This window comes from Serratia sp. BNK-33-b (genome assembly GCF_048684565.1).
GTDB lineage: Bacteria > Pseudomonadota > Gammaproteobacteria > Enterobacterales > Enterobacteriaceae > Serratia > Serratia marcescens.
Window position 1 is genome coordinate 1,226,386 of the sequence record NZ_JBLQTZ010000001.1, and the last position, 22,921, is coordinate 1,249,306.

Sequence of the window (22,921 nt, forward strand, 5' to 3'; positions counted from 1 at the left end):
GGGCGCAGTCACTGCGCCCGTTTCGCCTGCAGCAGCCATTTGTCCAGCTCGTTGGCGAACTGCTGGCGGTCGCGCTGGTTCAGGGCGTTCGGGCCGCCGGTCTGAATGCCGCTGGCGCGCAGGGTATCCATAAAATCGCGCATGTTGAGGCGCTCGCGGATGGTGTCCGGCGTGTAGCGTTCGCCGCGCGGGTTCAGCGCCACCGCACCTTTCTCGATCACCTCCGCCGCCAGCGGGATGTCGGCGGTGATCACCAGATCGCCCGCTTCGCAGCGGCGCACGATCTCGTTATCGGCCACGTCGAAGCCGGCCGCCACCTGCAGCGAACGGATGTGCTTCGACGGCGGCGTGCGCAATGGCTGGTTCGCCACCAGCGTGACGGTGATGGCGGTGCGATCGGCGGCGCGGAACAGCACCTCTTTGATCACGTTCGGACAGGCGTCCGCATCGACCCAAATCTGCATCATTTCGACTCCTGCAGCCAGTCGCGCACCGGCAGGAAATCGCGCGCCAGCGCCGCTTCCGGGCTGTCGGCCTCCGGCTGGTAGTTATATTCCCAACGCACCAGCGGCGGCATCGACATCAGGATGGACTCGGTGCGCCCGCCGGTTTGCAGCCCGAACAGCGTGCCGCGATCCCACACCAGGTTGAACTCCACATAGCGGCCGCGGCGATACAGCTGGAACTGGCGCTCGCGCTCGCCCCAGGTCAAGGCCTTGCGTTTTTCGACGATCGGCAGATAAGCGTCGAGGAAGCCCTGGCCCACCGCGCGGGTGAAGGCGAAACAATGGTCGAAATCCGGGGTGTTCAGATCGTCGTAGAACAGGCCGCCGATGCCGCGCGCTTCGTTGCGATGCTTGATGAAGAAGTAATCGTCGCACCACTGTTTATATTTGGGGTAGACCTCGTCGCCGAACGGCGCGCACAGCTCGGCCGCGGTGCGGTGCCAGTGCACGGCATCCTCTGCGAAACCGTAGAACGGCGTCAGGTCAAAACCGCCGCCGAACCACCACACCGGGGCTTCGCCCGGTTTTTCGGCGATGAAGAAGCGCACGTTGGCGTGGCTGGTGGGCACGTAGGGGCTGAGCGGGTGGATAACCAATGAGACGCCCATCGCCTGGAAGCTGCGTCCGGCCAGTTCCGGACGGTGCGCGGTCGCCGAGGCCGGCAGGGTGGCGCCGGAGACGTGCGAGAAGTTGACTCCTGCCTGTTCGAACACCGCGCCGTTGGTCAGCACGCGGCTGCGGCCACCGCCGCCTTCTTCACGCGTCCATTGGTCTTCGGTGAACACGGCGCCGCCGTCGGCCTGGGCGAGCTGCGCGCAGATGTGATCCTGCAGCGCCAGCAGGAAGGATTTTACTTCAGCGATGTTAGGTAAACTCATGCGGGGTCTTTATAGCGTCTGGCTGAACAAGGCGCTGAGTATACTCTTATTCGCCGCCCGCGGCATCAGCGGGGTTTGCGTTGGTGTGCGTCGAAATAGTCGAAGAAGTTGACGATGCCGTCCGCGATGGCGCGGGCGATTTTCTCGCGAAACGCGGTGGTGCCCAGCAGCCGTTCTTCGTTCGGGTTGGTGATGAACGAGGTTTCCACCAACACCGAGGGGATGGACGGGGATTTCAGCACCGCGAACGCCGCCTGTTCGGTGCTGTCGCTGTGCAGATGGTGCACCGGGCGAATTTGACCGAGCACGTGGCGGCCGAGCGTCAGGCTGTTGTTGATGGTGTCGGTTTGCACCAGATCGAACAGCACCTGCTGCAGGTAGTTGTCCTGATCCTTGTACTTGCCGCCCGCCACGTCGTCGGCGGCGTTTTCACGGTTGGACAGGTAGCGCGCCATGGCGCTGCTGGCGCCGCGGTTGGAGAGGGCGAACACCGAAGCGCCGGAGGCCGACGGGCTGGTAAAGCCGTCGGCGTGAATCGAAATGAACAGGTCGGCCTGGTGCTGGTGGGCGATCTCGACCCGCTGGAACAGCGGAATGAACTCATCTTCTTCGCGCGTCAGGCGCGCCTCGACGTGATCGTGCTCATGCAGGAAACGGCGCACGTGGTTGGCGATTTCCAGCACGATGTGTTTTTCCTGCGAGCCTTCGTGGCCGACCGCGCCGGAGTCGATGCCGCCGTGGCCGGGATCGATCATCACCCGCTTTTTGCCGCCGGCCGGTTTCGCCGCCGGTTTGCTGTGCTGATTGCGCAGCAGGCCCTCCGCCTTGGCGCTGTGGTTTTTCACGCCGAACAGCGCCACCGCCAGGCCGGAAAGCAACAGTTGGCGTCGCGTCGGGGAAACGGCAAGCGGCTTAAAATTGAGGAATTGTTTACCCTGCTTTTTCATTACGCAACGCTCCGTCGACGTTTCTATTTTGCGACGTTATATCGTATTGATAATCATTAATCGACCCGATAACTATTTCCATTTATTACGCCTGTTACCGGCGATTTCCGGGCAAAATAGCGCGCTAAATCGCAGTTTGATATTGCGTAAGTGAATAATCACGCGATAATCAGATAAACACCTTAATTAACAGCGGCCAACATCGATGGAAATTCGCGTATTTCGACAAGACGACTTTGAAGAAGTCATTACCCTGTGGGAGCGCTGCGATCTGCTGCGGCCCTGGAACGATCCGGAAATGGACATCGAGCGCAAGCTGAACCACGATCCGGAGCTGTTCCTGGTGGCGGAAGTCGGCGGCGAAGTGGTCGGTTCGGTGATGGGCGGCTATGACGGCCACCGCGGCTCGGCGTATTACCTCGGGGTGCATCCCGACTATCGCGGGCGCGGCATCGCCAATGCGTTGATCAACCGTCTGGAGAAGAAGCTGATCGCCCGCGGCTGCCCGAAGATCCAGATTATGGTGCGCGAAGACAACGACACGGTGGTTGAGATGTACGAGAAGCTCGGCTACGAAATCCAGGGCATCACCAGCCTGGGCAAGCGGCTGATCGAAGATCAGGAATATTGATCGAGCGGCGGACGGCGGTATAGCCCGCCCGCCGCATCGCATTACGGCAGCTTTTTGACGGTTTTCACGTCCACTTCCACGCTGCTCCAGTCTTTATCCACTTTCCCTTCCAACTGCACCTTGTCTTTCGGCGTGACGGTTTGGCCGTTCCAGCGCTTGCGATCGATCTCGACCGTCAGGGTGCCGGTGGCGTCGCGGAAGGTGTAGGTATCGTCGCCGATGCGCTGTTCGATGTTGCCCTGCAGCATCACCCAGGTGTCGTCGCTCAGCGATTTCACCTTGTCCACGGTGGTCAGCGCCGCGCTGGGGCCGGAGAAACCACCTTGTGCGGTGGTTTGCGTTTGAGCCTGCGGCGCGGCCGGATCGAGGAACCCGCCTTGTTGCGCCAGTACCGGTGCGCTGCACAGCGCGATCAGAGCGGCCAGAGTCAGTTTTTTCATGTTGCGCTTCCTTATCGTTATTGAAAATCACATCCCGCTGATATCGGGGGCTTGCTTAGTGATAGGGATTAAAACACGCCGATCTTAAGAGCTTCTTAAGCCGACGCATTGAAATTCCCATCGCCGGCGCCCATCTGTAGCCATAGTCTTTATTCTGTTGGCAAGGAACGATCGTTGAAGCCATTCTCACCCCGGTTTTCCCCGGATGATTACGACCAGCACGGCGCGCTGCGGCTGCCGCTGGGATTTTGGGCCGTGCTGATTTTGCAGGCGCGCACCTGGCTATTGTTCGTGATGGCCGGCGTTTCGCATGAGCAGGGCGAAAGCTTGCTGGCGCTGTTTTATCCGGATACCCAACGCTTTTGGTACGGCATGCTGCTCGGTCTGCCGGCGGCGCTGGCGTTTTTGCTGAGCGGCCGTCGCCACCAATGGCCGCGGCTGTGGCGCGGTTGGCGCTGGGGGCTGGCTGTCTCGCTGCTGGCGTCGCTCGGCGGCTCGCTGTTCAGCCTGTGGCGCCAGGACGGCGATGCGCCGGGGCTGGAGCTGACGTTGGCGCTGCTCGACGCGCTGGCGCTGAGCTATCTGTTGCTGAATGCGCGTCTGAAAGCCTGTTTCGCACCGGCGGAGCACGCCGACTAATTGCCGAGAAGTGCGGCACTTTTCGCATTTTCCGCACTCCAAGCTGGCAACCGTTGGCGTAGTGCGGGCCGTTGTGAGAGGCTGGCATGCAGCAAAACGCCGAGTGCGGCAGGGGCGGGTTACCGCCCCGTGCCATTGATGTTTAAGGAGCTAGAGATGAATATTCGCCCCCTGTTGTTAGGGCTTCCGTTGTTACTGACCGGCTGTTCGAGCATGTCCAATTTCTCTTGGTCCAGCCTGTCGCCGTTCAACTGGTTCGGCAGCAGCCTGGAGGTCGGCGCCAAGGGCGTCGGCAAGCTCAACGCCGGCACGCCGATGTCGGAAAGCGCCATCAATGACGGGCTGGACGGCAACTACCGCCTGCGCGGCGGCATGGCGACCAACAACGGCCAGATCGTCTCTTATTACCAGGCGCTGTCCGGCGACGAAGTGAAACTGGTGATCACCGGCGAACCGAAAGGGCGCCTGCAGCGCGTGGACGTGCTGGATCCGAAAGTGGCGACGGAGTGGGGCAACAAGCTCGGCACGCCGTTCGGCGATATGTACAGCAAGGCGTTCGGCTCCTGTAAGCCGGGCAGCGGCGAAGACGCCGGTAAAGTGGAGTGCGTGGCGGAGCAGAGCAAGTACGTCACCTACATCTTCAGCGGCAAGTGGGCCGGGGCGCAGGATATCATTCCGCCGGACGACACCCTGAAAAGCTGGACGGTCAGCAAAATCATCTGGCACGCCAAGCCGCAGCAGTAACGCGTTCAACGGGCGCCGGTTCGCGGCGCCTGCCTTTTCAAGCCATTACCCCTATTTTCTTTGCGCTGCTGCAAGGCAATCGCCCGCGCTTGCGGTATGATAGCGCGCGTTTGTAACAGGGAACCCGCGCGTCAACCGCCATACCTGTTGCCTGGTTTTGGTATTGAGGATAACAACATGACACAGGTTCAGAGCGGCATTCTGCTGGAGCACTGCCGTTTCGCCATTTTTATGGAAGCCAGCGTACAGGGCGAATTCGCCGACTTGCGCCAGGGCTGCAAGCAGTTTTGTCAGACCCTGAGCGAGCTGCAGCAGCAGTTCCCCGATGCGCGCCTCGGCGCGGTGATCGCTTTCGGTTACGACGTCTGGCACGATCTCTCCAGCGGCCAGGGCGCGAAAGAGTTGAAGCCGTTCACACCGCTCGGCAAAGGGCTGGCGCCGGCCACCCAGCGCGATATGCTGATCCACATCCAGTCGCTGCGTCACGACGTCAACTTCACGCTGGCGCAGGCGGCGTTGGCGGCGTTCGGCAACGTCATCAAGATTGAAGAAGAAACACACGGTTTCCGCTGGGTGGAAGAGCGCGATCTGAGCGGCTTCGTCGACGGCACCGAAAATCCGCAGGGCGATCAGCGCCCGGCAGTGGCGACGATCGCCGAAGGCGAAGAGGACGCAGGCGGCAGCTACGTGCTGGTGCAACGCTACGAGCACAACCTGCGCCAGTGGCAGCGCTTTACCACCGAACAGCAGGAGCAGATCATCGGCCGCACCAAGCACGATAGCGAAGAGCTGCCGGCCGATCAGCGCCCGGATACCTCGCACGTCAGCCGCGTCGATTTGAAAGAGAACGGCAAGGGCCTGAAAATTCTGCGTCAGAGCCTGCCTTACGGCACCGCCAGCGGCAAGCACGGCCTGTTCTTCATCGCCTATTGCGCGCGCCTGCACAATATCGAGCAGCAACTGCTGAGCATGTTCGGCGATCTGGACGGCAAACGTGACGCGATGTTGCGCTTCAGCCGTGCAGTGACCGGCAGCTACTACTTTGCGCCATCGCTGACGCGCCTGCTGTCACTTTGACGCCGTCGCCGAAGCCGGCGCGTCCGGCTTCGGTCCGTTTTCCCGTCCCGAAAACGCCTCGCATTCCCTGCCTTATAGCGTTTGATGCTTGTAAATCACTAAACGGTATATAAAAGCGTTACAGCTCCGCACCGAGTTATAAATACACTGGTCGTCAATAAGGCGAAAGCCTGAAGGAATGACTCAGTGATAAGGTGCAGAATGAAACAAAACCGGGTTAAAAATCTCGTGCTGAAAGGTTGGCTGGCGGCTGCGCTGTTGGCGAGCGGCGCCGCGTCGGCGGCGGAATTGCTGAACAGCTCTTATGACGTTTCCCGTGAATTGTTCGTCGCGCTGAATCCCGGCTTTGAACAGCAGTGGAATCAACAGCATCCGAACGACAAGTTGACCATCAAACAATCGCACGCCGGCTCGTCGAAGCAGGCGCTGGCGATCCTGCAGGGCCTGCGGGCCGACGTAGTGACCTACAACCAGGTCACCGACGTGCAGATCCTGCACGATCGCGGGCAGCTGATCCCGGCTGACTGGCAGGCGCGCCTGCCGAACAACAGCTCGCCGTTCTATTCCACCATGGCGTTTCTGGTGCGCAAGGACAACCCGAAGGGTATCCACACCTGGAACGATCTGGTGCGCGACGACGTGAAACTGGTGTTCCCGAACCCGAAAACCTCCGGCAACGGCCGTTACACCTATCTGGCCGCCTGGGGCGCCGCCAGCCAGGCTGACGGCAACGATGCGGCCAAGACCCGCGCCTTCATGACCCGCTTCCTGAAAAATGTGCTGGTGTTCGATACCGGCGGCCGCGGCGCGACCACCACCTTCGTCGAGCGCGGTTTGGGCGACGTGCTGATCAGCTTCGAGTCCGAAGTGAACAATATCCGCAAGCAATACGGTGAAGACAAGTACGAAGTGATCGTGCCGCCGGTCGATATTCTGGCGGAGTTCCCGGTGGCCTGGGTCGACAAAAATGTAGAGCGCAACGGCACCGAGCAGGCGGCCAAAGCCTATCTGAACTACCTCTACAGCCCGGCGGCACAGCAGGTGATCACCAGCTTCTACTACCGCGTCTATGACCAGAAAGCGATGGCTGCCGCGAAGGGGCAATTCCCGGACACCCAACTGTTCCGGGTGGAAGACCAGTTCGGCGGCTGGCCGCAGGTGATGAAAACCCACTTCGCCACCGGCGGCGAGCTGGATCAGCTGTTAGCGGCAGGGCGCAAGTAAATGTTGGCGTTGTCGTCCAGTAAGCGGGTGCTGCCCGGATTTGGCCTCAGCCTCGGCAGCAGCCTGTTTTATACCTGTTTGATCTTGCTGCTGCCGCTCAGTGCGCTGGTGATGCAGCTGGCGCAGATGAGCCTGGCGCAGTACTGGGAAGTGATTTCCAACCCGCAGGTGGTGGCGGCGTACAAAGTGACGCTGTTGGCCGCCGGCGTCGCCAGCCTGTTCAACGCGGTGTTCGGCATGCTGATGGCCTGGATCTTGACGCGCTACCGTTTTCCCGGCCGTTCGCTGCTGGACGGCCTGATCGATTTGCCGTTCGCGCTGCCGACGGCGGTGGCCGGCCTGACGCTGGCCGGTCTGTTTTCCACCACGGGCTGGTACGGTCAGTGGCTGGCGCACTTTGACATTAAGGTCACCTTCACCTGGCTTGGGATCGCGGTGGCGATGGCGTTCACCAGCCTGCCGTTTGTGGTGCGCACCGTGCAGCCGGTTTTGGAAGAGCTGGGGCCGGAGTACGAAGAGGCGGCCGAGACGCTGGGCGCCACGCGCTGGCAGAGTTTTCGCCGCGTCGTGCTGCCTGAAGTGGCGCCGGCGCTGCTGGCCGGCACCGCCATTTCCTTTACCCGCAGCCTGGGCGAGTTTGGCGCGGTGATTTTCATCGCCGGCAACATCGCCTGGAAGACGGAAGTGACCTCGCTGATGATTTTTGTGCGTTTGCAGGAGTTCGACTACCCGGCGGCCAGCGCCATCGCCTCGGTGATCCTGGCGGCATCGCTGCTGCTGCTGTTCAGCATTAACGTCTTGCAAAGCCGCTTCGGCAGACGTTTGGGAGGAGGGCACTGATGGCTGATATTTCCGCCTTCAACGGCGCCGAGCGCCCGCGCGTCAACTGGGGCAAGTGGACGCTGATCGCTATCGGTACGCTGTTTTCGGCGCTGCTGCTGGTGGTGCCGATGATGTCGATTTTCGCCGAGGCCTTTTCCAAAGGATTCGGCGCGATGTGGAGCAATTTGCTCGATCCGGACATGCTGCACGCCATCTGGCTGACGGTCTTGATCGCGCTGATCACCGTGCCGTTCAACCTGGTGTTCGGCACGTTGCTGGCGTGGCTGGTGACGCGTTTCACCTTCCCCGGCCGCCAGCTGCTGCTGACGCTGATCGACATCCCGTTCGCCGTTTCACCGGTGGTGGCGGGGCTGATTTATCTGCTGTTTTACGGCAGCAACGGCCTGCTGGGCGGCTGGCTGGATGCGCATAACATCCAGATCATGTTCTCCTGGCCGGGCATGGTGCTGGTGACCATCTTCGTCACCTGTCCTTTCGTGGTGCGCGAGCTGGTGCCGATGATGCTCAGCCAGGGCAGCCAGGAAGATGAGGCCGCCATTCTGCTGGGGGCGTCCGGTTGGCAGATGTTCCGCCGCGTGACGCTGCCCAACATTCGCTGGGCGTTGCTGTACGGCGTGGTGCTGACCAACGCGCGCGCCATCGGCGAGTTCGGCGCGGTGTCGGTGGTGTCCGGTTCGATTCGCGGCGAAACCTACAGTTTGCCGCTGCAGGTCGAGCTGTTGCAGCAGGATTACAACACCGTCGGCGCTTTTACCGCTGCCGCGCTGCTGACCCTGATGGCGATCGTTACCCTATTTTTGAAGAGCGCGCTGCAGTGGCGTCTGGAACGTCAAAATGCGCGTCTTGAGCGGGAGGAAAATCATGAGCATTGAGATTAACGGCATCAACAAGTACTTCGGTCGCACCAAGGTATTGAACGATATCTCGCTCGATATTGCTTCCGGCGAGATGGTGGCGCTGCTTGGGCCATCCGGTTCCGGCAAGACCACGCTGCTGCGCATCATCGCCGGGCTGGAAAGCCAGAGCGGCGGCAAGCTGGGTTTTCACGGCACCGACGTCAGCCACATGCATGCGCGCGACAGACGTGTCGGCTTCGTGTTTCAGCACTATGCGCTGTTCCGCCACATGACGGTGTTCGACAATATCGCCTTTGGCCTGACCGTGCTGCCGCGCCGCGAGCGGCCGAACGCTGCGGCGATCAAACAGAAAGTCACTCAGTTGCTGGACATGGTGCAGCTTGGCCATTTGGCCAATCGCTACCCGTCGCAGCTGTCCGGCGGCCAGAAACAACGCGTGGCGCTGGCGCGCGCCCTGGCGGTGGAACCGCAAATTCTGCTGCTGGACGAGCCGTTTGGCGCGCTGGATGCGCAGGTGCGTAAAGAGCTGCGTCGCTGGCTGCGCCAGCTGCACGAAGAGCTGAAGTTCACCAGCGTATTCGTCACCCACGATCAGGAAGAGGCGATGGAAGTGGCCGACCGCATCGTGGTGATGAGCCAGGGCAATATTGAACAGGTTGGCTCGCCGGAGGAGATTATGCGCGAGCCGGCCAGCCGTTTCGTGCTGGAGTTTATGGGGGAAGTGAACCGTCTGAACGGCGAAATTCGCGGCTCCCAGCTGTTCGTCGGCGCGCACCAGTGGCCGCTGTCGTTCCAGCCGATGCACCAGGGCAGCGTCGATCTGTTCCTGCGCCCGTGGGAAATGGAAGTGGCGACCGAGAGCAGCGAGCGCTGCCCACTGCCGGTTCAGGTATTGGAAGTCAGCCCGCGCGGCCATTTCTGGCAACTGACGGTGCAGCCGATCGGCTGGCATCAGGAACCGATAAGCATAGTGTTGCCGGAAGGCAACGCCACGCCGGTGCGCGGCGGCCGTTATTACGTCGGCAGCCTCAATGCGCGGCTGTATGCCGGCGATCAACTGCTGCAACCTGTTGCGTTAGCCAAAAGCGCCTGATAGGTTTTAGCCGTCCTTTTCTTCAAGGCAACCCCGGGGTTGCCTTTTTACTTTACGCACACCAACACACAGGCAAAGATCGTGACAACGCTCGAACAATGCATCGGGAATACCCCGCTGGTACAACTGCAACGGCTGGCCGCCCAGGCGGGCAGCGAGGTATGGGTCAAACTGGAAGGCAATAACCCGGCGGGATCGGTGAAGGATCGCGCCGCGTTGGCGATGATCCAGCAGGCGGAGCTGCGCGGGGAGATCAAGCCCGGCGACGTGCTGATCGAGGCTACCAGCGGCAACACCGGCATTGCACTGGCGATGATCGCTGCATTGAAAGGCTATGCGCTGAAGCTGCTGATGCCGGAGAACATGAGCCTGGAGCGGCAGGCGGCGATGCGCGCCTACGGTGCGGAACTGATCCTGGTCAGCCGTGAGCAGGGGATGGAAGGGGCGCGCGATCTGGCGCTGGAGATGCAGCGCCAGGGGCAGGGCAAGGTGCTGGATCAGTTTAACAATCTCGACAATCCCTATGCCCACTTCACCACCACCGGCCCGGAGATCTGGCGCCAGACCGAAGGGCGCATCACGCACTTCGTTTCCAGCATGGGCACCACCGGCACCATTACCGGCGTGGGCGGTTATCTGAAAAGCCAGAACCCGCAGGTGCAGATCGTCGGCCTGCAGCCTGCGGAGGGCAGCAGCATCCCCGGCATTCGCCGTTGGTCGCCCGCTTACCTGCCGGGGATTTTCCGCCCGGAGCTGGTGGATCAGGTGTTGGATATCGAACAGGGCGATGCCGAGCAGACCATGCGCCAGTTGGCGCAGCGTGAAGGCATTTTCTGCGGCGTCAGCTCCGGCGGTGCCGTAGCCGGCGCCTTGCGCATCGCGGCGGCCCATCCTGGCAGCGTGGTGGTGGCGATCGTCTGCGATCGCGGCGACCGTTACCTCTCTACCGGCGTGTTCGACTGATCGCTCCTTCCCGGCGGTGTGTTCCGTCGGGAGAATCTTTCCCACTTTCCTTCCGACAGACGGCAGCCCCGCTTGCGTGGTAGCTGCCGCTTGCTCGTGCGCCAATGCCATGACTGAAGTAGAGAAATTGCGCGGCAGCGACCACAATAACGGTGGCGAGACGCAAAGAGCGATGTGTAAGGATTGAGTAAAACCGGCTGCGGGCCGGCGGAATTGGCGGGAAAATAACGAAAATCGGTGAAGGAGCAAGGCATGAAAATTTTACTGGTCGACGATGACCTGGAGCTTGGCACCATGCTGAGCGAATACCTGACGGGCGAAGGCTTCGACGCCACGCTGGTGCTGACCGGCAAGGCGGGGGTTGAGGGCGCGCTGTCGGGCGACTATACCGCGATGATCCTCGACATCATGCTGCCGGACATGAGCGGCATCGACGTGCTGCGCGATGTGCGTAAAAAGAGCCGGCTGCCGATCATCATGCTGACCGCCAAAGGCGACAACATCGATCGGGTGATTGGCCTGGAGATGGGCGCTGACGATTACATGCCCAAACCGTGCTACCCGCGCGAATTGGTGGCGCGTCTGCGCGCGGTGCTGCGCCGTTTCGAAGAGCGGCCGCAAGAGGCGGACGAGGAGGCCGCCATCAGCTTCGGCGAGCTGACGCTGAACCCTTCAACCCGCAGCAGCGAATGGCGCGGTAAGGCGTTTGATCTGACCGCTTCGGAATTCAATCTGTTGGAGCTGTTGCTGCGCGCGCCGGATCGCGTGGTATCGAAGGACGAACTGTCCGAGAAGGGGCTGGGGCGCCCGCGCGAGGCCTATGATCGCAGCGTGGACGTGCATATCAGCAATATCCGCCAGAAGCTGAGCGCGCTGGCCGGCAGTAAGCTCAGCATCGAGACGGTGCGCAGCATCGGCTATCGCATTCGGTAACCTGACATGCGTGGAAGACTGTTCTGGAAAATTTTACTCGGCTTTTGGCTGACCTTTCTCATCATGACGCAGGCGCTGTGGGTGGCGTTTTCTCTCTATGGCGATCGCTATGTGCCGCCGGAGAACGCCATGGCGCGGCGGGTCATCGGCCTGCAGCTGACCTCGGCCGCCGCTCAGTTGCGCCGCGGCGGCATGCCGGCGCTGGAAGCCTTGATGCGCGACTGGCCCGAGGACGATCGGCGTCTGCTGTCGGTGACGCCAATGACCCAACCGCCGCCTGCACCGGAAGAATCGGTGTTTGAAGGGCGGCGGATGCCGAAAGCGATTTCCGCCTGGGTGCAGACCGGGGAAGGGCAGGGTTACTGGCTGAGCTATGACGTGCGCGGGCTGCGGGAAGAGTATCGGCCGGAGCGGCGTTCCCACTTCTTCAACATTCCTGCGCCGATGCTGTGGGTCGGCGGGCTGGGCGGTTTGCTGTTCAGCGCCGTGCTGGCCTGGAACCTGACCCGGCCGATGCGTCAGCTGCGTGGCGGCCTGGATCGGGTGGCGCAGGGCGATCTCTCGGTGCGGCTGTTTCCGACGATGCGGCGCCGCCATGACGAGCTGTCCGACGTGGCGCGCGATTTCGACACTATGGCCGAACGCCTGGAGCTGTTGGTCAGCGCCCGCGAGCAGCTGTTGCACGACGTCTCGCACGAGCTGCGTTCACCGCTGGCGCGCCTGCAGCTGGCGATCGGACTGGCGCGACAGAATGCCGGCAACGTCGAAACCTCACTCAAGCGCATCGAACATGAGTCGGGGCGGCTGGACAAAATGATCGGCGAGCTGCTGGCGCTGTCGCGTACCGAACACAGCAGCCTGCCGGACGAAGAGTATTTCGATCTGTACGGCCTGGTGGATGCGGTGGTGAGCGATGCGCGCTACGAGGCGCAGGTGCCCGGCGTGGATATCGTGCTGCAGGCCGAATCGGACGTGGAGTATACCGTCAAGGGCAATGCGGAGCTGATGCGGCGCGCGGTGGACAACATCGTGCGCAATGCGCTGCGCTTTTCCATCCACGGGCAGCGGGTGACGGTGGCGCTGTCGCGCGTCGATAACCAGTTCCAGATCGCCGTCAGCGATCAGGGGCCGGGGGTCGAAGAGGCGAAGCTGTCGAGCATCTTCGATCCGTTCGTGCGCGTGAAGTCGGCGCAGTCGGGCAAGGGCTACGGCCTGGGGCTGGCGATTACCCGCAAGGTGGTGTTGGCGCACGGTGGCCAGGTTGAGGCGCGCAACGGCGACAAAGAGGGGCTGGTCATTACCCTGCGTATCCCGCGCTGGCAATAATAGACTATCTTACTTGCCATTTTGAACTAGGGCAGTGCTCGCCTTCGTCACGTACTGCGTGTACGCTCCGAAGGTTGCGCGCTGTCCATGTTCAAACTGCCTGCGCCGATAACGTCTATTATCCGCGGCATACCCAAAGGATTTCGAATTGCAGCTAGGCGGCAAGCGGGGGAATCTCCGGGAGCTTACTCCGGTAAGTGACCGGGGTGAGCACGTGCGGCCAACAACGCTGCGGTTCGAAAGACGAAGGGGATAAAAAAACGGCGCCGAGGGCGCCGTTTTTCTTGCTCATCCGCGATTACTTCTTGATGCGGATGATCGGGGTTTCGCCAACGGTCACGCTGCCCGACAGTTTGATCAACTCTTTGATCTCGTCCATGTTGGAGATAACGACCGGCGTCAGGGTAGACTTGGCTTTCTCTTCCAGCAGTGGCAGGTTGAACTCGATAACGACGTCGCCTTTCTTGACGCGCTGGCCTTCTTCGGCGATGCGTTTGAAGCCTTCGCCTTTCAGTTCTACGGTATCGATGCCGAAGTGGACGAACAGCTCAATGCCGCTGTCGGATTCGATAGAGAATGCATGGTTGGTTTCGAAAATCTTGCCGATGGTGCCGTCAACCGGAGCAACCATTTTGTTGCCGGCCGGTTTGATGGCGATACCGTCGCCAACGATTTTTTCAGCGAACACTACGTCCGGCACATCTTCGATATTGACGATTTCGCCAGAAAGGGGAGCGACGATCTCGATAGTGCCCGTGTCTTTCTTGTCATCAGAAACCAGAGATTTCAGTTTATCGAACAAACCCATGATCTTCTCCTAAGCATTAAATTGGGCGGCGTTCCAGTGTCGTGGAAGTTTAGCAGAGCGTTTTTTCTTCGATGAATTTATTGACGCAATTCATCAGGTCTTGTGCCGTTGGCTGTGCCAAGGCCTGCGCTGCCAACGCCTTCACATCTTCGAAATTCGTGTTACGAATAATTTTCTTGATGCGCGGGATTGAAATCGCACTCATGCTGAACTCATCCAGCCCCATGCCCAATAACAACAGTGTAGCACGCTCATCGCCAGCCAGTTCGCCGCACATGCCGGTCCACTTGCCTTCCGCGTGAGATGCATCAATAACCTGTTTGATCAGGCCAAGCACTGATGGGGACATCGGGTTATAGAGATGAGAAATCAGCTCGTTGCCGCGATCTACCGCCAGAGTATACTGGGTTAGATCGTTTGTCCCAATACTAAAGAAGTCGACTTCTTTCGCCAGGTGGTGAGCGATGACCGCCGCAGCCGGTGTTTCCACCATCACGCCCACTTCGATGCTCTCGTCAAACGCCTTGCCTTCTTCGCGCAGTTGCGCCTTCAGCGTCTCGATTTCGCCTTTCAGATCGCGCACTTCTTCCACGGAGATGATCATCGGGAACATGATGCGCAGTTTGCCGAACGCCGAGGCGCGCAGGATGGCGCGCAGCTGGGCGTGCAGGATTTCACGGCGGTCCATCGCGATGCGGATGGCGCGCCAGCCGAGGAACGGGTTCTCTTCCTTCGGCAGGTTCATGTACGGCAGGTCTTTGTCGCCGCCGATGTCCATGGTGCGGACGATCACAGCCTGCGAGCCCATGGCTTCCGCCACGGCTTTATAAGCCTGGAACTGCTCGTCTTCGGTCGGCAGCGAGTCGCGATCCATGAACAGGAATTCGGTACGATACAGGCCGACGCCTTCCGCGCCGTTGCGCTCTGCACCCGCGACGTCGCGCACGGTGCCGATGTTGGCGCAGACTTCAACCTGATGGCCGTCCAGCGTAATCGCCGGCAGGTCCTTCAGCTTGGCCAGATCGTTTTTCTCGGTGATGTATTGGTTCTGGGCGGCTTTCAGCTGATCGATCACATCAGCGGTCGGGTTAACGTAAATTTTGTTGTTAACCGCATCCAGAATCAGGTAGTCGTCGTTCTTCACCTGCTTGGTCACGTCGCTGGTGCCGACGATCGCCGGCAGCTCCAGGGAGCGCGCCATGATAGAGGTGTGGGAGGTGCGGCCGCCGAGATCGGTGATGAAGCCCAGCACTTTGTCCAGGTTCAGCTGCGCGGTCTCGGACGGGGTCAGATCGGTGGCCACCAGGATCACTTCGTCCTGAATGGAACCCAGATCGACGATCGGCATGCCCAGAATGTTCTGCAGCAGGCGTTTGCCGATGTCGCGCACGTCGGCGGCGCGTTCTTTCAGGTATTCGTCGTCCAGCTCTTCCAGCGCTTTCGCCTGACCTTCGATCACGGTGTAGGCGGCGGCGTCTGCGGAGGCCAGATCGTCTTTGATTAGGGCTATGATTTCCTGCTCAAGCTCTTCGTCTTCCAGCAACATGATGTGGCCTTCGAAGATAGCTTCCTTCTCTTCGCCGAAGGTTTCGCCAGCTTTGGTCTTGATCGCTTCCAGCTGTTCGGACGCTTTCGCGCGGCCAGCCAGAAAACGCGAGACTTCCTGCTCTACTTGATCAGCAGAGATTTTCTTCCGGTTGATGACGATGTCGTCTTCTTTCAGCAAGAGAGCCTTACCAAAAGCGATGCCCGGTGATACTAAAATGCCTGAAATCATAACCCTACCTTACTCTTGACTGGTGTTAACTAAAAAGACGGGCCGATTACTCAAGCTCTGCCATCAGTTTTACCAAGTGCTCAACGGCTTTCTGCTCGTCTTCACCTTCAGCTGAGATGGTCACTACGGTCCCTTGAGTCAGCCCCAGAGTTTGCAGTTTGAACAGGCTTTTAGCGCTGGCGCTTTTGCCGTTGGAGGTCACGGTGATGTCAGACGTGAAGCCTTTGGCTTCTTTAACGAACTGAGCGGCAGGGCGAGTATGCAGACCATTCGGAGCGGTAATAGTAACTTCTTGCTGGAACATTGATGTTTCCCCAACTTATTGGATTAATGTTGTGGAGTTAAAGTTTAGCCCAGGGGCCTGACTTTAACTTGTCTGGTTATAGCGCCTGACTATGGACAGGGGCGAACGTTGATGCAACAGAAAACGACGCGTTAGGCACTTCAGATCAAAAAACTCGGCTTTAGACGTCGTTCCAATCCGCTCCCCATTATGCCCGATTCGCCGCGTCGGCGACAGATGAGTAAATCGATTCAGCCTCGACCAGGCTCGGAGAGTGATTAATTTTGCGCATCGAAATAATGCACCGTTAAATACTAAAGGCGACGGGCAAAAGCAATCTTGGACTGCTATAAAGTTTGATCCAGTCCACAAAAAAGCACCCCGCAGGGTGCTTTTTTAGCGATTTGTGCAGTGGCGGAATTACTGCTGCAATTCCTGCTCGGTGAACAGATCGGCGAACAGCGCGGTGCTGAGATAACGTTCGCCGGAAGAGGGCAGGATGACCACAATGGTCTTGTCGGCGAACGCCGGTTCTTCGGCCAGTTTTACCGCCGCTGCGACCGCTGCGCCGGAGGAGATGCCTGCCAGGATGCCTTCTTCGTCCATCAGGCGGCGTGCCATGCTGATGGCTTCGTCGTTGGAGATTTTTTCGACGCGATCCACCAGGTCAAGATCGAGGTTGCCCGGTATGAAGCCGGCGCCGATGCCCTGGATCTTGTGCGGGCCCGGTTTCAGCTCTTCACCGGCCAGTGCCTGGCTGATGACCGGCGAGTCGGTCGGCTCGACCGCCACGGTGGTGATGGCCTTGCCTTTGGTGTTCTTGATGTAGCGGCTGACGCCGGTCAATGTGCCGCCGGTGCCGACGCCGGAGATGAACACGTCGACTTCCCCATCGGTGTCTTCCCAGATTTCCGGGCCGGTGGTTTTTTCATGGATGGCCGGGTTGGCCGGGTTGCTGAATTGTTGCAGGATCAGGTAACGGTTTGGATCGGTGGCGACGATCTCCTCCGCTTTGGCGATGGCGCCTTTCATGCCTTTCGCCCCTTCGGTCAGCACCAGATTGGCGCCCAGTGCCTTGAGCAGCTTGCGGCGTTCGATGCTCATGGTTTCCGGCATGGTCAGCGTCAGCTTGTAACCGCGCGCGGCGGCGACGAAGGCCAGCGCGATGCCGGTGTTGCCGCTGGTCGGCTCCACCAGTTCCTTGCCGGCGGTCAGCACACCGCGTTGTTCCGCATCCCAAATCATATTGGCACCGATGCGGCATTTGACGCTGAAGCTCGGGTTGCGTGATTCAACCTTGGCCAGAATGCGTCCGTTGCCGATACGGTTCAGACGAACCAGCGGCGTATGGCCGATTGTTAATGAGTTGTCTTCATATATCTTGCTCATAGCCCGTCCTTTAACTCTATGAAAATGTGGGGAACATCGAAAGCATACGCTAACAGTACCGGCAGGGAAGTAAAGAATTGGTATATCTATATGTTATTAGGAAATAAGTTTTAAGCACAATGATAAGGGCGCGAAATGCGCGCCCTGTCGAAAATTTCCGCGCTGTCGGCGGCAAAAAACGGCGGTTATCGGACGAATTGCGAGCGGTAGCGATCGACCCACATCGCGGTGGCGCCGCAGACGGCGACCGGCAGGATCACCAGGTTGAGGATCGGGATCATGGTGAACAGGCTGACCAGCGCGCCGAACTGCAGGTTGTCGGTTTTGTGCTGGCGCAGTGCGCGGCGCATGTCGGCAAAGCTCACCTTGTGGTTATCGAACGGATAGTCGCAATACTGAATCGCCAGCATCCAGGCGCTGAACAGGAACCACAGCACCGGCGCCACCGTCTGGCCGATGCCGGGCACGAAGTACAGCGCCAGCAGCAGCAGCGCGCGCGGCAGGTAATACATCAGTTTGCGCCATTCGCGCGCCATGATGCGCGGCAGATCTTTGGCGATGCCGAGCAGGCCGGTGTCCGGCAGCGGTTTGCCGGTCAGGCTGCCTTCGAGCTGTTCGGCCAGCAGACCGCAGAACGGCGCGGCGATCAGATTGGTGATGGTGCTGAACAGATAGCTGAACACCAGCAGCACCGAAATGACCGCCAGCGGCCACAGCAGGTAGCTCAACCATTGCAGCCAGTCGGGAACGTGGCTCATCATCGCCGGGATCCAGTCGCCGAGGCGGCTGAACAGCCACCAGAAAGCGGAACCCATCAGCAGCACGTTGACCAGCAACGGCAGGACCACATAGCGTTTAATCCCCGGGCGTGAAATCAGGCGCCAGCCTTCGGCGAAATAGTGAATGCCGCTGGTCGATCGGGGAGGGGGCTGCGTATAGGACATATCTTAAGTTATCTCGTTGTCTGAACAGGCATCATTATCATATAGGGATGATTTTCCACTGGCTAGGGTAGGGTTGGCTGAAAAACCAGCAGAAAAAGGCAGTATAATCATCTTTATTGGCATAAAGTTCAGCACGGACTTGCACTTGTGTGCGCGGGCAAATAGAGTTAAAGAGTGAATGTTTGCCGCGGTGGCAATGTATTGGAACAACAGAGATAGCAATGATGCAGGATTTGCGTCTGATATTAATCGTTGTTGGCGCGATCGCCATAATAGCGCTGTTATTGCACGGTCTGTGGACCAGTCGCAAAGAACGGTCAGCGCTCTTCCGCGATCGCCCAGCCAAACGTTCCCAAAAGGAACGTGAACAAACTCCGATCGACGATCTCGAAGAAGGCGTCGGTGAGGTGCGCGTACGCGCCGCTCACCCGCAAGACGAGCCGTCATTCGGCCATTTCGATGCCGCACGCGAAGAACCCGTGGCCGCGCCGAAGCCCGCTCCGGCGGCTGCGCCTGCGCCCCGCGCCGTTCAGCCGGCCGCTCATCAGACGCCGCCTCCGCTGTCTCAGCGGCCGGAGTATGATGACATCCTGCTGAACAACTACGCGCCGGACGAAGAACCGGCCGAGCCGCAGCAATCGCAACCGGCCGCGCGCCGCGAGCCGCGCGTTGACGATCTGCCGCATGAACATGAGGCGCCGCTGGCGGCGGAACCGGCATTCCACGCCGAACCCGCCCCTGTGCAGCCAGCGCCGGAAGTCAAGCCTGCGTCGGAACCTGCACCGCAGCCGCAACAGCCGGCCGCTGCGCCAGTTCAGGCTAAACTGAAAGAGACCGTGCTGGTGCTGCATGTCGCGGCCCATCAGGGCGGCGTGATCGGCGGCGAAGTGCTGCTGCAGAGCGTGTTGCAAGCGGGCTTCCAGTTTGGCGAGAGGGGCATCTTCCACCGCCATATCAGCCCGGCCGGCAGCGGCCCGGTGCTGTTCAGCCTGGCGAACATGGTCAAGCCGGGGTCGTTCGATCCTGACATGATGTCCGACTTCTCCACGCCGGGCGTGTCGATGTTCATGATGGTGCCGTCTTATGGCGACGCCAATCAGAACTTCAAGCTGATGCTGCAGTCGGCGCAGCGCATCGCCGACGACGTGGGCGGCGTGGTGCTGGACGACGAGCGCCGCATGATGACGCCGCAGAAGCTGGAAACCTACAAAGCGCGTATCCGTGAAGTGTTGGAAAACAACGCCTGACCGGGTTGCCGCGCGCACTGAACATCCGTAACAACAAAGCCCCCGCTAGCCGGGGGTTTTTTATCTTTGATGGTGAGCCATGGAATCGATAATCCAACAAATCAATCAACTACGAGCCACACTGCGCCATCATGAATACCAGTATCATGTACTGGATGCGCCGGAAGTGCCGGATGCGGAATATGACCGCCTGATGCGCGAACTGCGCGAGCTGGAGAGCGCGCATCCGGAACTGATCACCGCCGATTCACCGACCCAGCGCGTGGGCGCGGCGCCGCTGGCGGCGTTCGACCAGGTGCGTCACGAAGTGCCGATGCTGTCGCTGGACAACGTATTCGACGAAGAAAGCTTCCTGGCGTTTTACAAGCGCGTGCAGGACAGGCTCAAAAGCAGCGATCCGCTGACCTTCTGCTGCGAACTGAAGCTGGATGGCCTGGCGGTCAGCCTGCTGTATGAAGACGGCGAACTGGTGCGCGCGGCGACGCGCGGCGACGGCACCACCGGCGAGAACATCACTACCAACGTGCGCACCATTCGCGCCATCCCGTTGCGCCTGACCGGCGACAATATCCCGCGCCGGCTGGAAGTGCGCGGTGAAGTGTTCATGCCGCAGGCCGGTTTTGAACAGATGAACGAAGAGGCGCGGCGCAAAGACGGCAAGGTATTCGCCAACCCGCGCAACGCCGCCGCCGGCTCGCTGCGCCAGCTCGATCCGCGCATTACCGCCAAACGCCCGCTGACCTTCTTCTGCTACGGCGTCGGCCTGCTGGAAGGCGGCGAGCTGCCGCGCAGCCACTTTGAGCGCCTGATGCAGTTCAAGGCCTGGGGCCTGCCGGTCAGCGATCGCGCCCAGCGCCGCACCGGCAGCGAGGAAGTGCTGGCGTTCTATCGCCAGGTCGAGCAGGACCGCGCACAGCTCGGTTTCGACATCGACGGCGTAGTGATCAAGATTGACGATATCGATCTGCAGGAAACGCTGGGCTTCGTGGCGCGTGCGCCGCGCTGGGCGACGGCGTTCAAATTCCCGGCGCAGGAGCAGATCACCGTGGTGCGCGAAGTGGAGTTTCAGGTTGGCCGCACCGGCGCGATTACGCCGGTGGCCCGCCTTGAGCCGGTGCTGGTGGCCGGGGTGACCGTCAGCAATGCGACCTTGCACAACGCCGATGAAATTGAGCGGTTGGGGCTGCGCATCGGCGATACGGTGATCGTGCGCCGCGCCGGCGACGTGATCCCGCAGGTGGTGGGGGTGCTGGAAGACCGTCGGCCGCAGGATGCGCGCGAAGTGGTGTTCCCGCTGCACTGTCCGGTGTGCGGCTCCGACGTTGAGCGCGTGGAAGGCGAAGCCGTGGCGCGCTGTACCGGCGGGCTGATCTGCGGCGCGCAGCGCAAAGAGGCGTTGAAGCACTTCGTTTCCCGTCGCGCGCTGGACGTCGAGGGCATGGGTGACAAGATCATCGAGCAGCTGGTGGACAAGGAGTACGTGAAGAACCCGGCCGATCTGTTCCGCCTGTCCGCCGGCATTCTGACCGGTCTGGATCGCATGGGGCCGAAATCGGCGCAGAATCTGGTCAACGCGTTGGAGAAATCCAAGCAGACCACCTTCGCCCGTTTCCTGTATGCGCTCGGCATTCGCGAGGTCGGTGAAGCGACCGCCGCCAACCTGGCTGCGCATTTCGGTTCGCTGGAGAAGCTGTTCACCGCCGATATCGAGGCGCTGAAAGAAGTGCCGGACGTCGGCGAAGTGGTGGCCAAACACACCCGCAATTTCCTCGATGAAGCGCTCAATCAGCAGGTGATCAACGAGTTGGTGGGCGCCGAGATCGGCATCCGCTGGCCGGCGCCCGTGGTGGTGGTAGCGGAAGAGATAGACAGCCCGTTCGCCGGCAAAACCGTGGTGCTGACCGGCTCGCTGAGCCAGCTGTCGCGCGACGAAGCCAAAGATCGCCTGACGGCGCTGGGCGCCAAGGTCAGCGGCAGCGTGTCGAAGAAAACCGATCTGGTGATCGCCGGCGAAGCGGCCGGCTCCAAGCTGGCGAAGGCGCAGGAGCTGGGTATCGCCGTGATCGACGAAGCGGAAATGATCCGCCTGCTGGGTGACTGATGGAAAAGGAAAACCTGCTGGAGATCGCCAACACCGTGATGCCGTTCGGCAAGTACCAGGGGCGGGTGCTGATCGACCTGCCCGAAGAGTACCTGCTGTGGTTCGCCCGTAAGGGCGAATTCCCCAAAGGCAAGCTCGGCATGCTGATGGAGATGACGCTGGCGATTAAAATCGAAGGGCTTGACCACCTGGTCAAGCCGCTGAAGAAAAGCTGATCTGACGGGCCTCGGCCCGTCTTTTTTTACCCGCGCGACGCCTGCGCGTTGGGCACCGCCTGCTGCGTCTGCTGCTTTCGTTGATACCTTTTGGCCAGCACTGCGCAGGTCATCAACTGCACCTGATGAAACACCATCAGCGGCAGCACCATGATCCCCACCGTCGCCGCCGGGAACAGGATATTGGCCATCGGAATGCCGTTCGCCAGGCTCTTCTTCGATCCGCAGAACACGATGGTGATTTCGTCCGCTTTGCTGAACCCCAGCCAGCGCGCCATGTAAGTGTTCACCACCAGCACGATCGCCAGCAGCACGATGCTGCCGCCGACGATAAACGCCAGTGAGCCCATCCCTACCTGATGCCAGATGCCGTGCGTCACCGCCTCGCTGAAGGCGGCGTACACCACCAGCAGAATCGAGGTCTGGTCGGTTTTGCCGATAAGCGGGCGATGGCGCTCGATCCAACCGCCGATCAGCGGCCGCAGCAGGTGGCCGGCGACGAACGGCACCAGCAGCTGCAGCACGATCGAGCCCACCTGCCGCAGGCTGCCGGTATCGCCGTGCACGTTCATCAGCAGGCCGACCAACAGCGGCGACACGAAGATCCCCAGCAGGCTGGAGGCGGAGGCGCTGCACACCGCCGCCGCCACGTTGCCGCCCGCCAGCGAGGTGAAGGCGATGGCTGACTGCACGGTGGCGGGCAGGATGCACAGGTAGATGAAACCGGCGTACAGCTCAGGGCTGACGTCGATCGGCGCCCACCAGGCGAACAGCATCCCCAGCGCCGGAAAAATGATGAAGGTGCTGAACATCACCCACAGATGCAGCCGCCAGTTGTTGCTGCCGGCCAGGATGGCCTCGCGCGACAGCTTGGCGCCGTGCATGAAGAACAGCAGGGCGATGGCGGCGATGGTCAGGGCGTTGAGCCAGCCGACGAACTCGCCGCGCGCCGGCAGGAACGACGCCAGCAGCACGGTGGCGATCAGCGTCAGGGTAAAACGATCGGGCAGGAATCTCATGGCGATGCGCTCGGGTAGAAAATCGATGGGGCTATTC

At 60.6% G+C, this 22,921-nt stretch carries 24 protein-coding genes; 14 read left to right on the forward strand and 10 right to left on the reverse strand.

The annotated features are described in order from the left end of the window. Positions 1–8: 8 nt before the first annotated feature. From ACMGGK_RS05730 to amiA, 3 genes are all read right to left on the reverse strand, one after another. Positions 9–464, reverse strand: coding sequence for a YaiI/YqxD family protein (locus ACMGGK_RS05730; protein WP_028127767.1), 456 nt, complete (start codon positions 462–464; stop codon positions 9–11). Continuing rightward, positions 464–1,384 (reverse strand): oxygen-dependent coproporphyrinogen oxidase, encoded by a 921-nt coding sequence (gene hemF / locus ACMGGK_RS05735; RefSeq protein WP_016926774.1) that lies wholly within the window; start codon positions 1,382–1,384, stop codon positions 464–466. The genes ACMGGK_RS05730 and hemF overlap by 1 nt, the downstream gene beginning before the upstream one ends. A gap of 65 nt (positions 1,385–1,449) precedes the next feature. Next, positions 1,450–2,331: an N-acetylmuramoyl-L-alanine amidase AmiA gene (gene amiA / locus ACMGGK_RS05740; protein WP_049299544.1), complete on the reverse strand. Its 882-nt coding sequence runs from the start codon at positions 2,329–2,331 to the stop codon at positions 1,450–1,452. A gap of 205 nt (positions 2,332–2,536) precedes the next feature. Between amiA and ACMGGK_RS05745 the strand changes: the two genes are divergently transcribed. Beyond that, entirely contained in the window at positions 2,537–2,962 is a 426-nt protein-coding gene (locus tag ACMGGK_RS05745; protein WP_004936504.1) for a GNAT family acetyltransferase, read from the forward strand. A 41-nt stretch (positions 2,963–3,003) separates the two neighbouring features. Here ACMGGK_RS05745 and ACMGGK_RS05750 read toward each other — a convergent pair whose 3' ends face one another. Beyond that, the gene (locus ACMGGK_RS05750; protein ID WP_016926776.1) at positions 3,004–3,402 is read right to left on the reverse strand and encodes a YgiW/YdeI family stress tolerance OB fold protein; all 399 of its coding nucleotides are present in this window, start codon (positions 3,400–3,402) and stop codon (positions 3,004–3,006) included. A gap of 174 nt (positions 3,403–3,576) precedes the next feature. On the opposite strand from ACMGGK_RS05750, the gene ACMGGK_RS05755 reads away from it, so the two are divergent. The 10 genes from ACMGGK_RS05755 (at position 3,577) to ACMGGK_RS05800 (ending at position 13,101) form a co-directional block, all read left to right on the forward strand. After that, the gene (locus tag ACMGGK_RS05755) at positions 3,577–4,041 is read left to right on the forward strand and encodes a DUF2919 domain-containing protein (RefSeq protein WP_016926777.1); all 465 of its coding nucleotides are present in this window, start codon (positions 3,577–3,579) and stop codon (positions 4,039–4,041) included. 156 nt (positions 4,042–4,197) lie between these two features. Then, complete coding sequence (locus ACMGGK_RS05760; protein WP_004936494.1) at positions 4,198–4,785, forward strand: RpoE-regulated lipoprotein; 588 nt, start codon at positions 4,198–4,200, stop codon at positions 4,783–4,785. A 177-nt stretch (positions 4,786–4,962) separates the two neighbouring features. Beyond that, entirely contained in the window at positions 4,963–5,862 is a 900-nt protein-coding gene (locus ACMGGK_RS05765) for a Dyp-type peroxidase (protein ID WP_016926778.1), read from the forward strand. Between the two features lie 201 nt (positions 5,863–6,063). Continuing rightward, entirely contained in the window at positions 6,064–7,086 is a 1,023-nt protein-coding gene (locus ACMGGK_RS05770; RefSeq protein ID WP_033632428.1) for a sulfate ABC transporter substrate-binding protein, read from the forward strand. Further along, positions 7,087–7,926, forward strand: coding sequence for a sulfate/thiosulfate ABC transporter permease CysT (gene cysT, locus ACMGGK_RS05775; protein ID WP_004936486.1), 840 nt, complete (start codon positions 7,087–7,089; stop codon positions 7,924–7,926). It begins immediately after the preceding gene. Then, the gene (gene cysW, locus ACMGGK_RS05780; RefSeq protein ID WP_164053723.1) at positions 7,926–8,801 is read left to right on the forward strand and encodes a sulfate/thiosulfate ABC transporter permease CysW; all 876 of its coding nucleotides are present in this window, start codon (positions 7,926–7,928) and stop codon (positions 8,799–8,801) included. Before cysT ends, cysW begins: the two co-directional genes overlap by 1 nt. Further along, a complete protein-coding gene (cysA, locus tag ACMGGK_RS05785; RefSeq protein ID WP_025303786.1) occupies positions 8,791–9,879 on the forward strand; it encodes a sulfate/thiosulfate ABC transporter ATP-binding protein CysA in 1,089 nt (362 codons plus the stop codon). The genes cysW and cysA overlap by 11 nt, the downstream gene beginning before the upstream one ends. A gap of 81 nt (positions 9,880–9,960) precedes the next feature. Beyond that, the gene (cysM, locus tag ACMGGK_RS05790) at positions 9,961–10,842 is read left to right on the forward strand and encodes a cysteine synthase CysM (RefSeq protein ID WP_028127766.1); all 882 of its coding nucleotides are present in this window, start codon (positions 9,961–9,963) and stop codon (positions 10,840–10,842) included. A gap of 252 nt (positions 10,843–11,094) precedes the next feature. Then, positions 11,095–11,775 carry a response regulator transcription factor gene (locus tag ACMGGK_RS05795; protein ID WP_016926783.1) on the forward strand — a complete coding sequence of 227 codons (681 nt, stop codon included), beginning with the start codon at positions 11,095–11,097 and terminating at the stop codon, positions 11,773–11,775. Between the two features lie 6 nt (positions 11,776–11,781). Further along, positions 11,782–13,101, forward strand: coding sequence for an ATP-binding protein (locus ACMGGK_RS05800; protein WP_143778433.1), 1,320 nt, complete (start codon positions 11,782–11,784; stop codon positions 13,099–13,101). A 298-nt stretch (positions 13,102–13,399) separates the two neighbouring features. On the opposite strand, the gene crr is transcribed toward ACMGGK_RS05800, so the two are convergent. The 5 genes from crr to cysZ form a co-directional block, all read right to left on the reverse strand. After that, positions 13,400–13,909, reverse strand: a complete 510-nt coding sequence (gene crr, locus ACMGGK_RS05805; RefSeq protein WP_004936467.1) for a PTS glucose transporter subunit IIA — start codon at positions 13,907–13,909, stop codon at positions 13,400–13,402. 49 nt (positions 13,910–13,958) lie between these two features. Continuing rightward, a complete protein-coding gene (gene ptsI / locus ACMGGK_RS05810; protein WP_015378671.1) occupies positions 13,959–15,686 on the reverse strand; it encodes a phosphoenolpyruvate-protein phosphotransferase PtsI in 1,728 nt (575 codons plus the stop codon). Between the two features lie 46 nt (positions 15,687–15,732). After that, entirely contained in the window at positions 15,733–15,990 is a 258-nt protein-coding gene (gene ptsH, locus ACMGGK_RS05815; RefSeq protein WP_004936458.1) for a phosphocarrier protein Hpr, read from the reverse strand. 399 nt (positions 15,991–16,389) lie between these two features. Then, positions 16,390–17,358, reverse strand: coding sequence for a cysteine synthase A (gene cysK / locus ACMGGK_RS05820; protein ID WP_016926786.1), 969 nt, complete (start codon positions 17,356–17,358; stop codon positions 16,390–16,392). 185 nt (positions 17,359–17,543) lie between these two features. Further along, complete coding sequence (gene cysZ, locus ACMGGK_RS05825) at positions 17,544–18,302, reverse strand: sulfate transporter CysZ (protein WP_033639704.1); 759 nt, start codon at positions 18,300–18,302, stop codon at positions 17,544–17,546. Between the two features lie 221 nt (positions 18,303–18,523). On the opposite strand from cysZ, the gene zipA reads away from it, so the two are divergent. The 3 genes from zipA to ACMGGK_RS05840 all read left to right on the forward strand — a co-directional run bounded on the left by zipA (position 18,524) and on the right by ACMGGK_RS05840 (position 21,865). Continuing rightward, on the forward strand, positions 18,524–19,549 hold the full coding sequence (zipA, locus tag ACMGGK_RS05830; RefSeq protein WP_420276753.1) for a cell division protein ZipA: 1,026 nt from the start codon (positions 18,524–18,526) through the stop codon (positions 19,547–19,549). Positions 19,550–19,628: 79 nt separating this feature from the next. After that, entirely contained in the window at positions 19,629–21,650 is a 2,022-nt protein-coding gene (gene ligA, locus ACMGGK_RS05835; RefSeq protein WP_115436371.1) for an NAD-dependent DNA ligase LigA, read from the forward strand. Beyond that, complete coding sequence (locus ACMGGK_RS05840) at positions 21,650–21,865, forward strand: DUF3820 family protein (RefSeq protein ID WP_004936441.1); 216 nt, start codon at positions 21,650–21,652, stop codon at positions 21,863–21,865. Before ligA ends, ACMGGK_RS05840 begins: the two co-directional genes overlap by 1 nt. Before the next feature lie 26 nt (positions 21,866–21,891). On the opposite strand, the gene ACMGGK_RS05845 is transcribed toward ACMGGK_RS05840, so the two are convergent. Continuing rightward, entirely contained in the window at positions 21,892–22,884 is a 993-nt protein-coding gene (locus ACMGGK_RS05845; RefSeq protein WP_049299539.1) for a bile acid:sodium symporter family protein, read from the reverse strand. Positions 22,885–22,921: the final 37 nt, after the last annotated feature.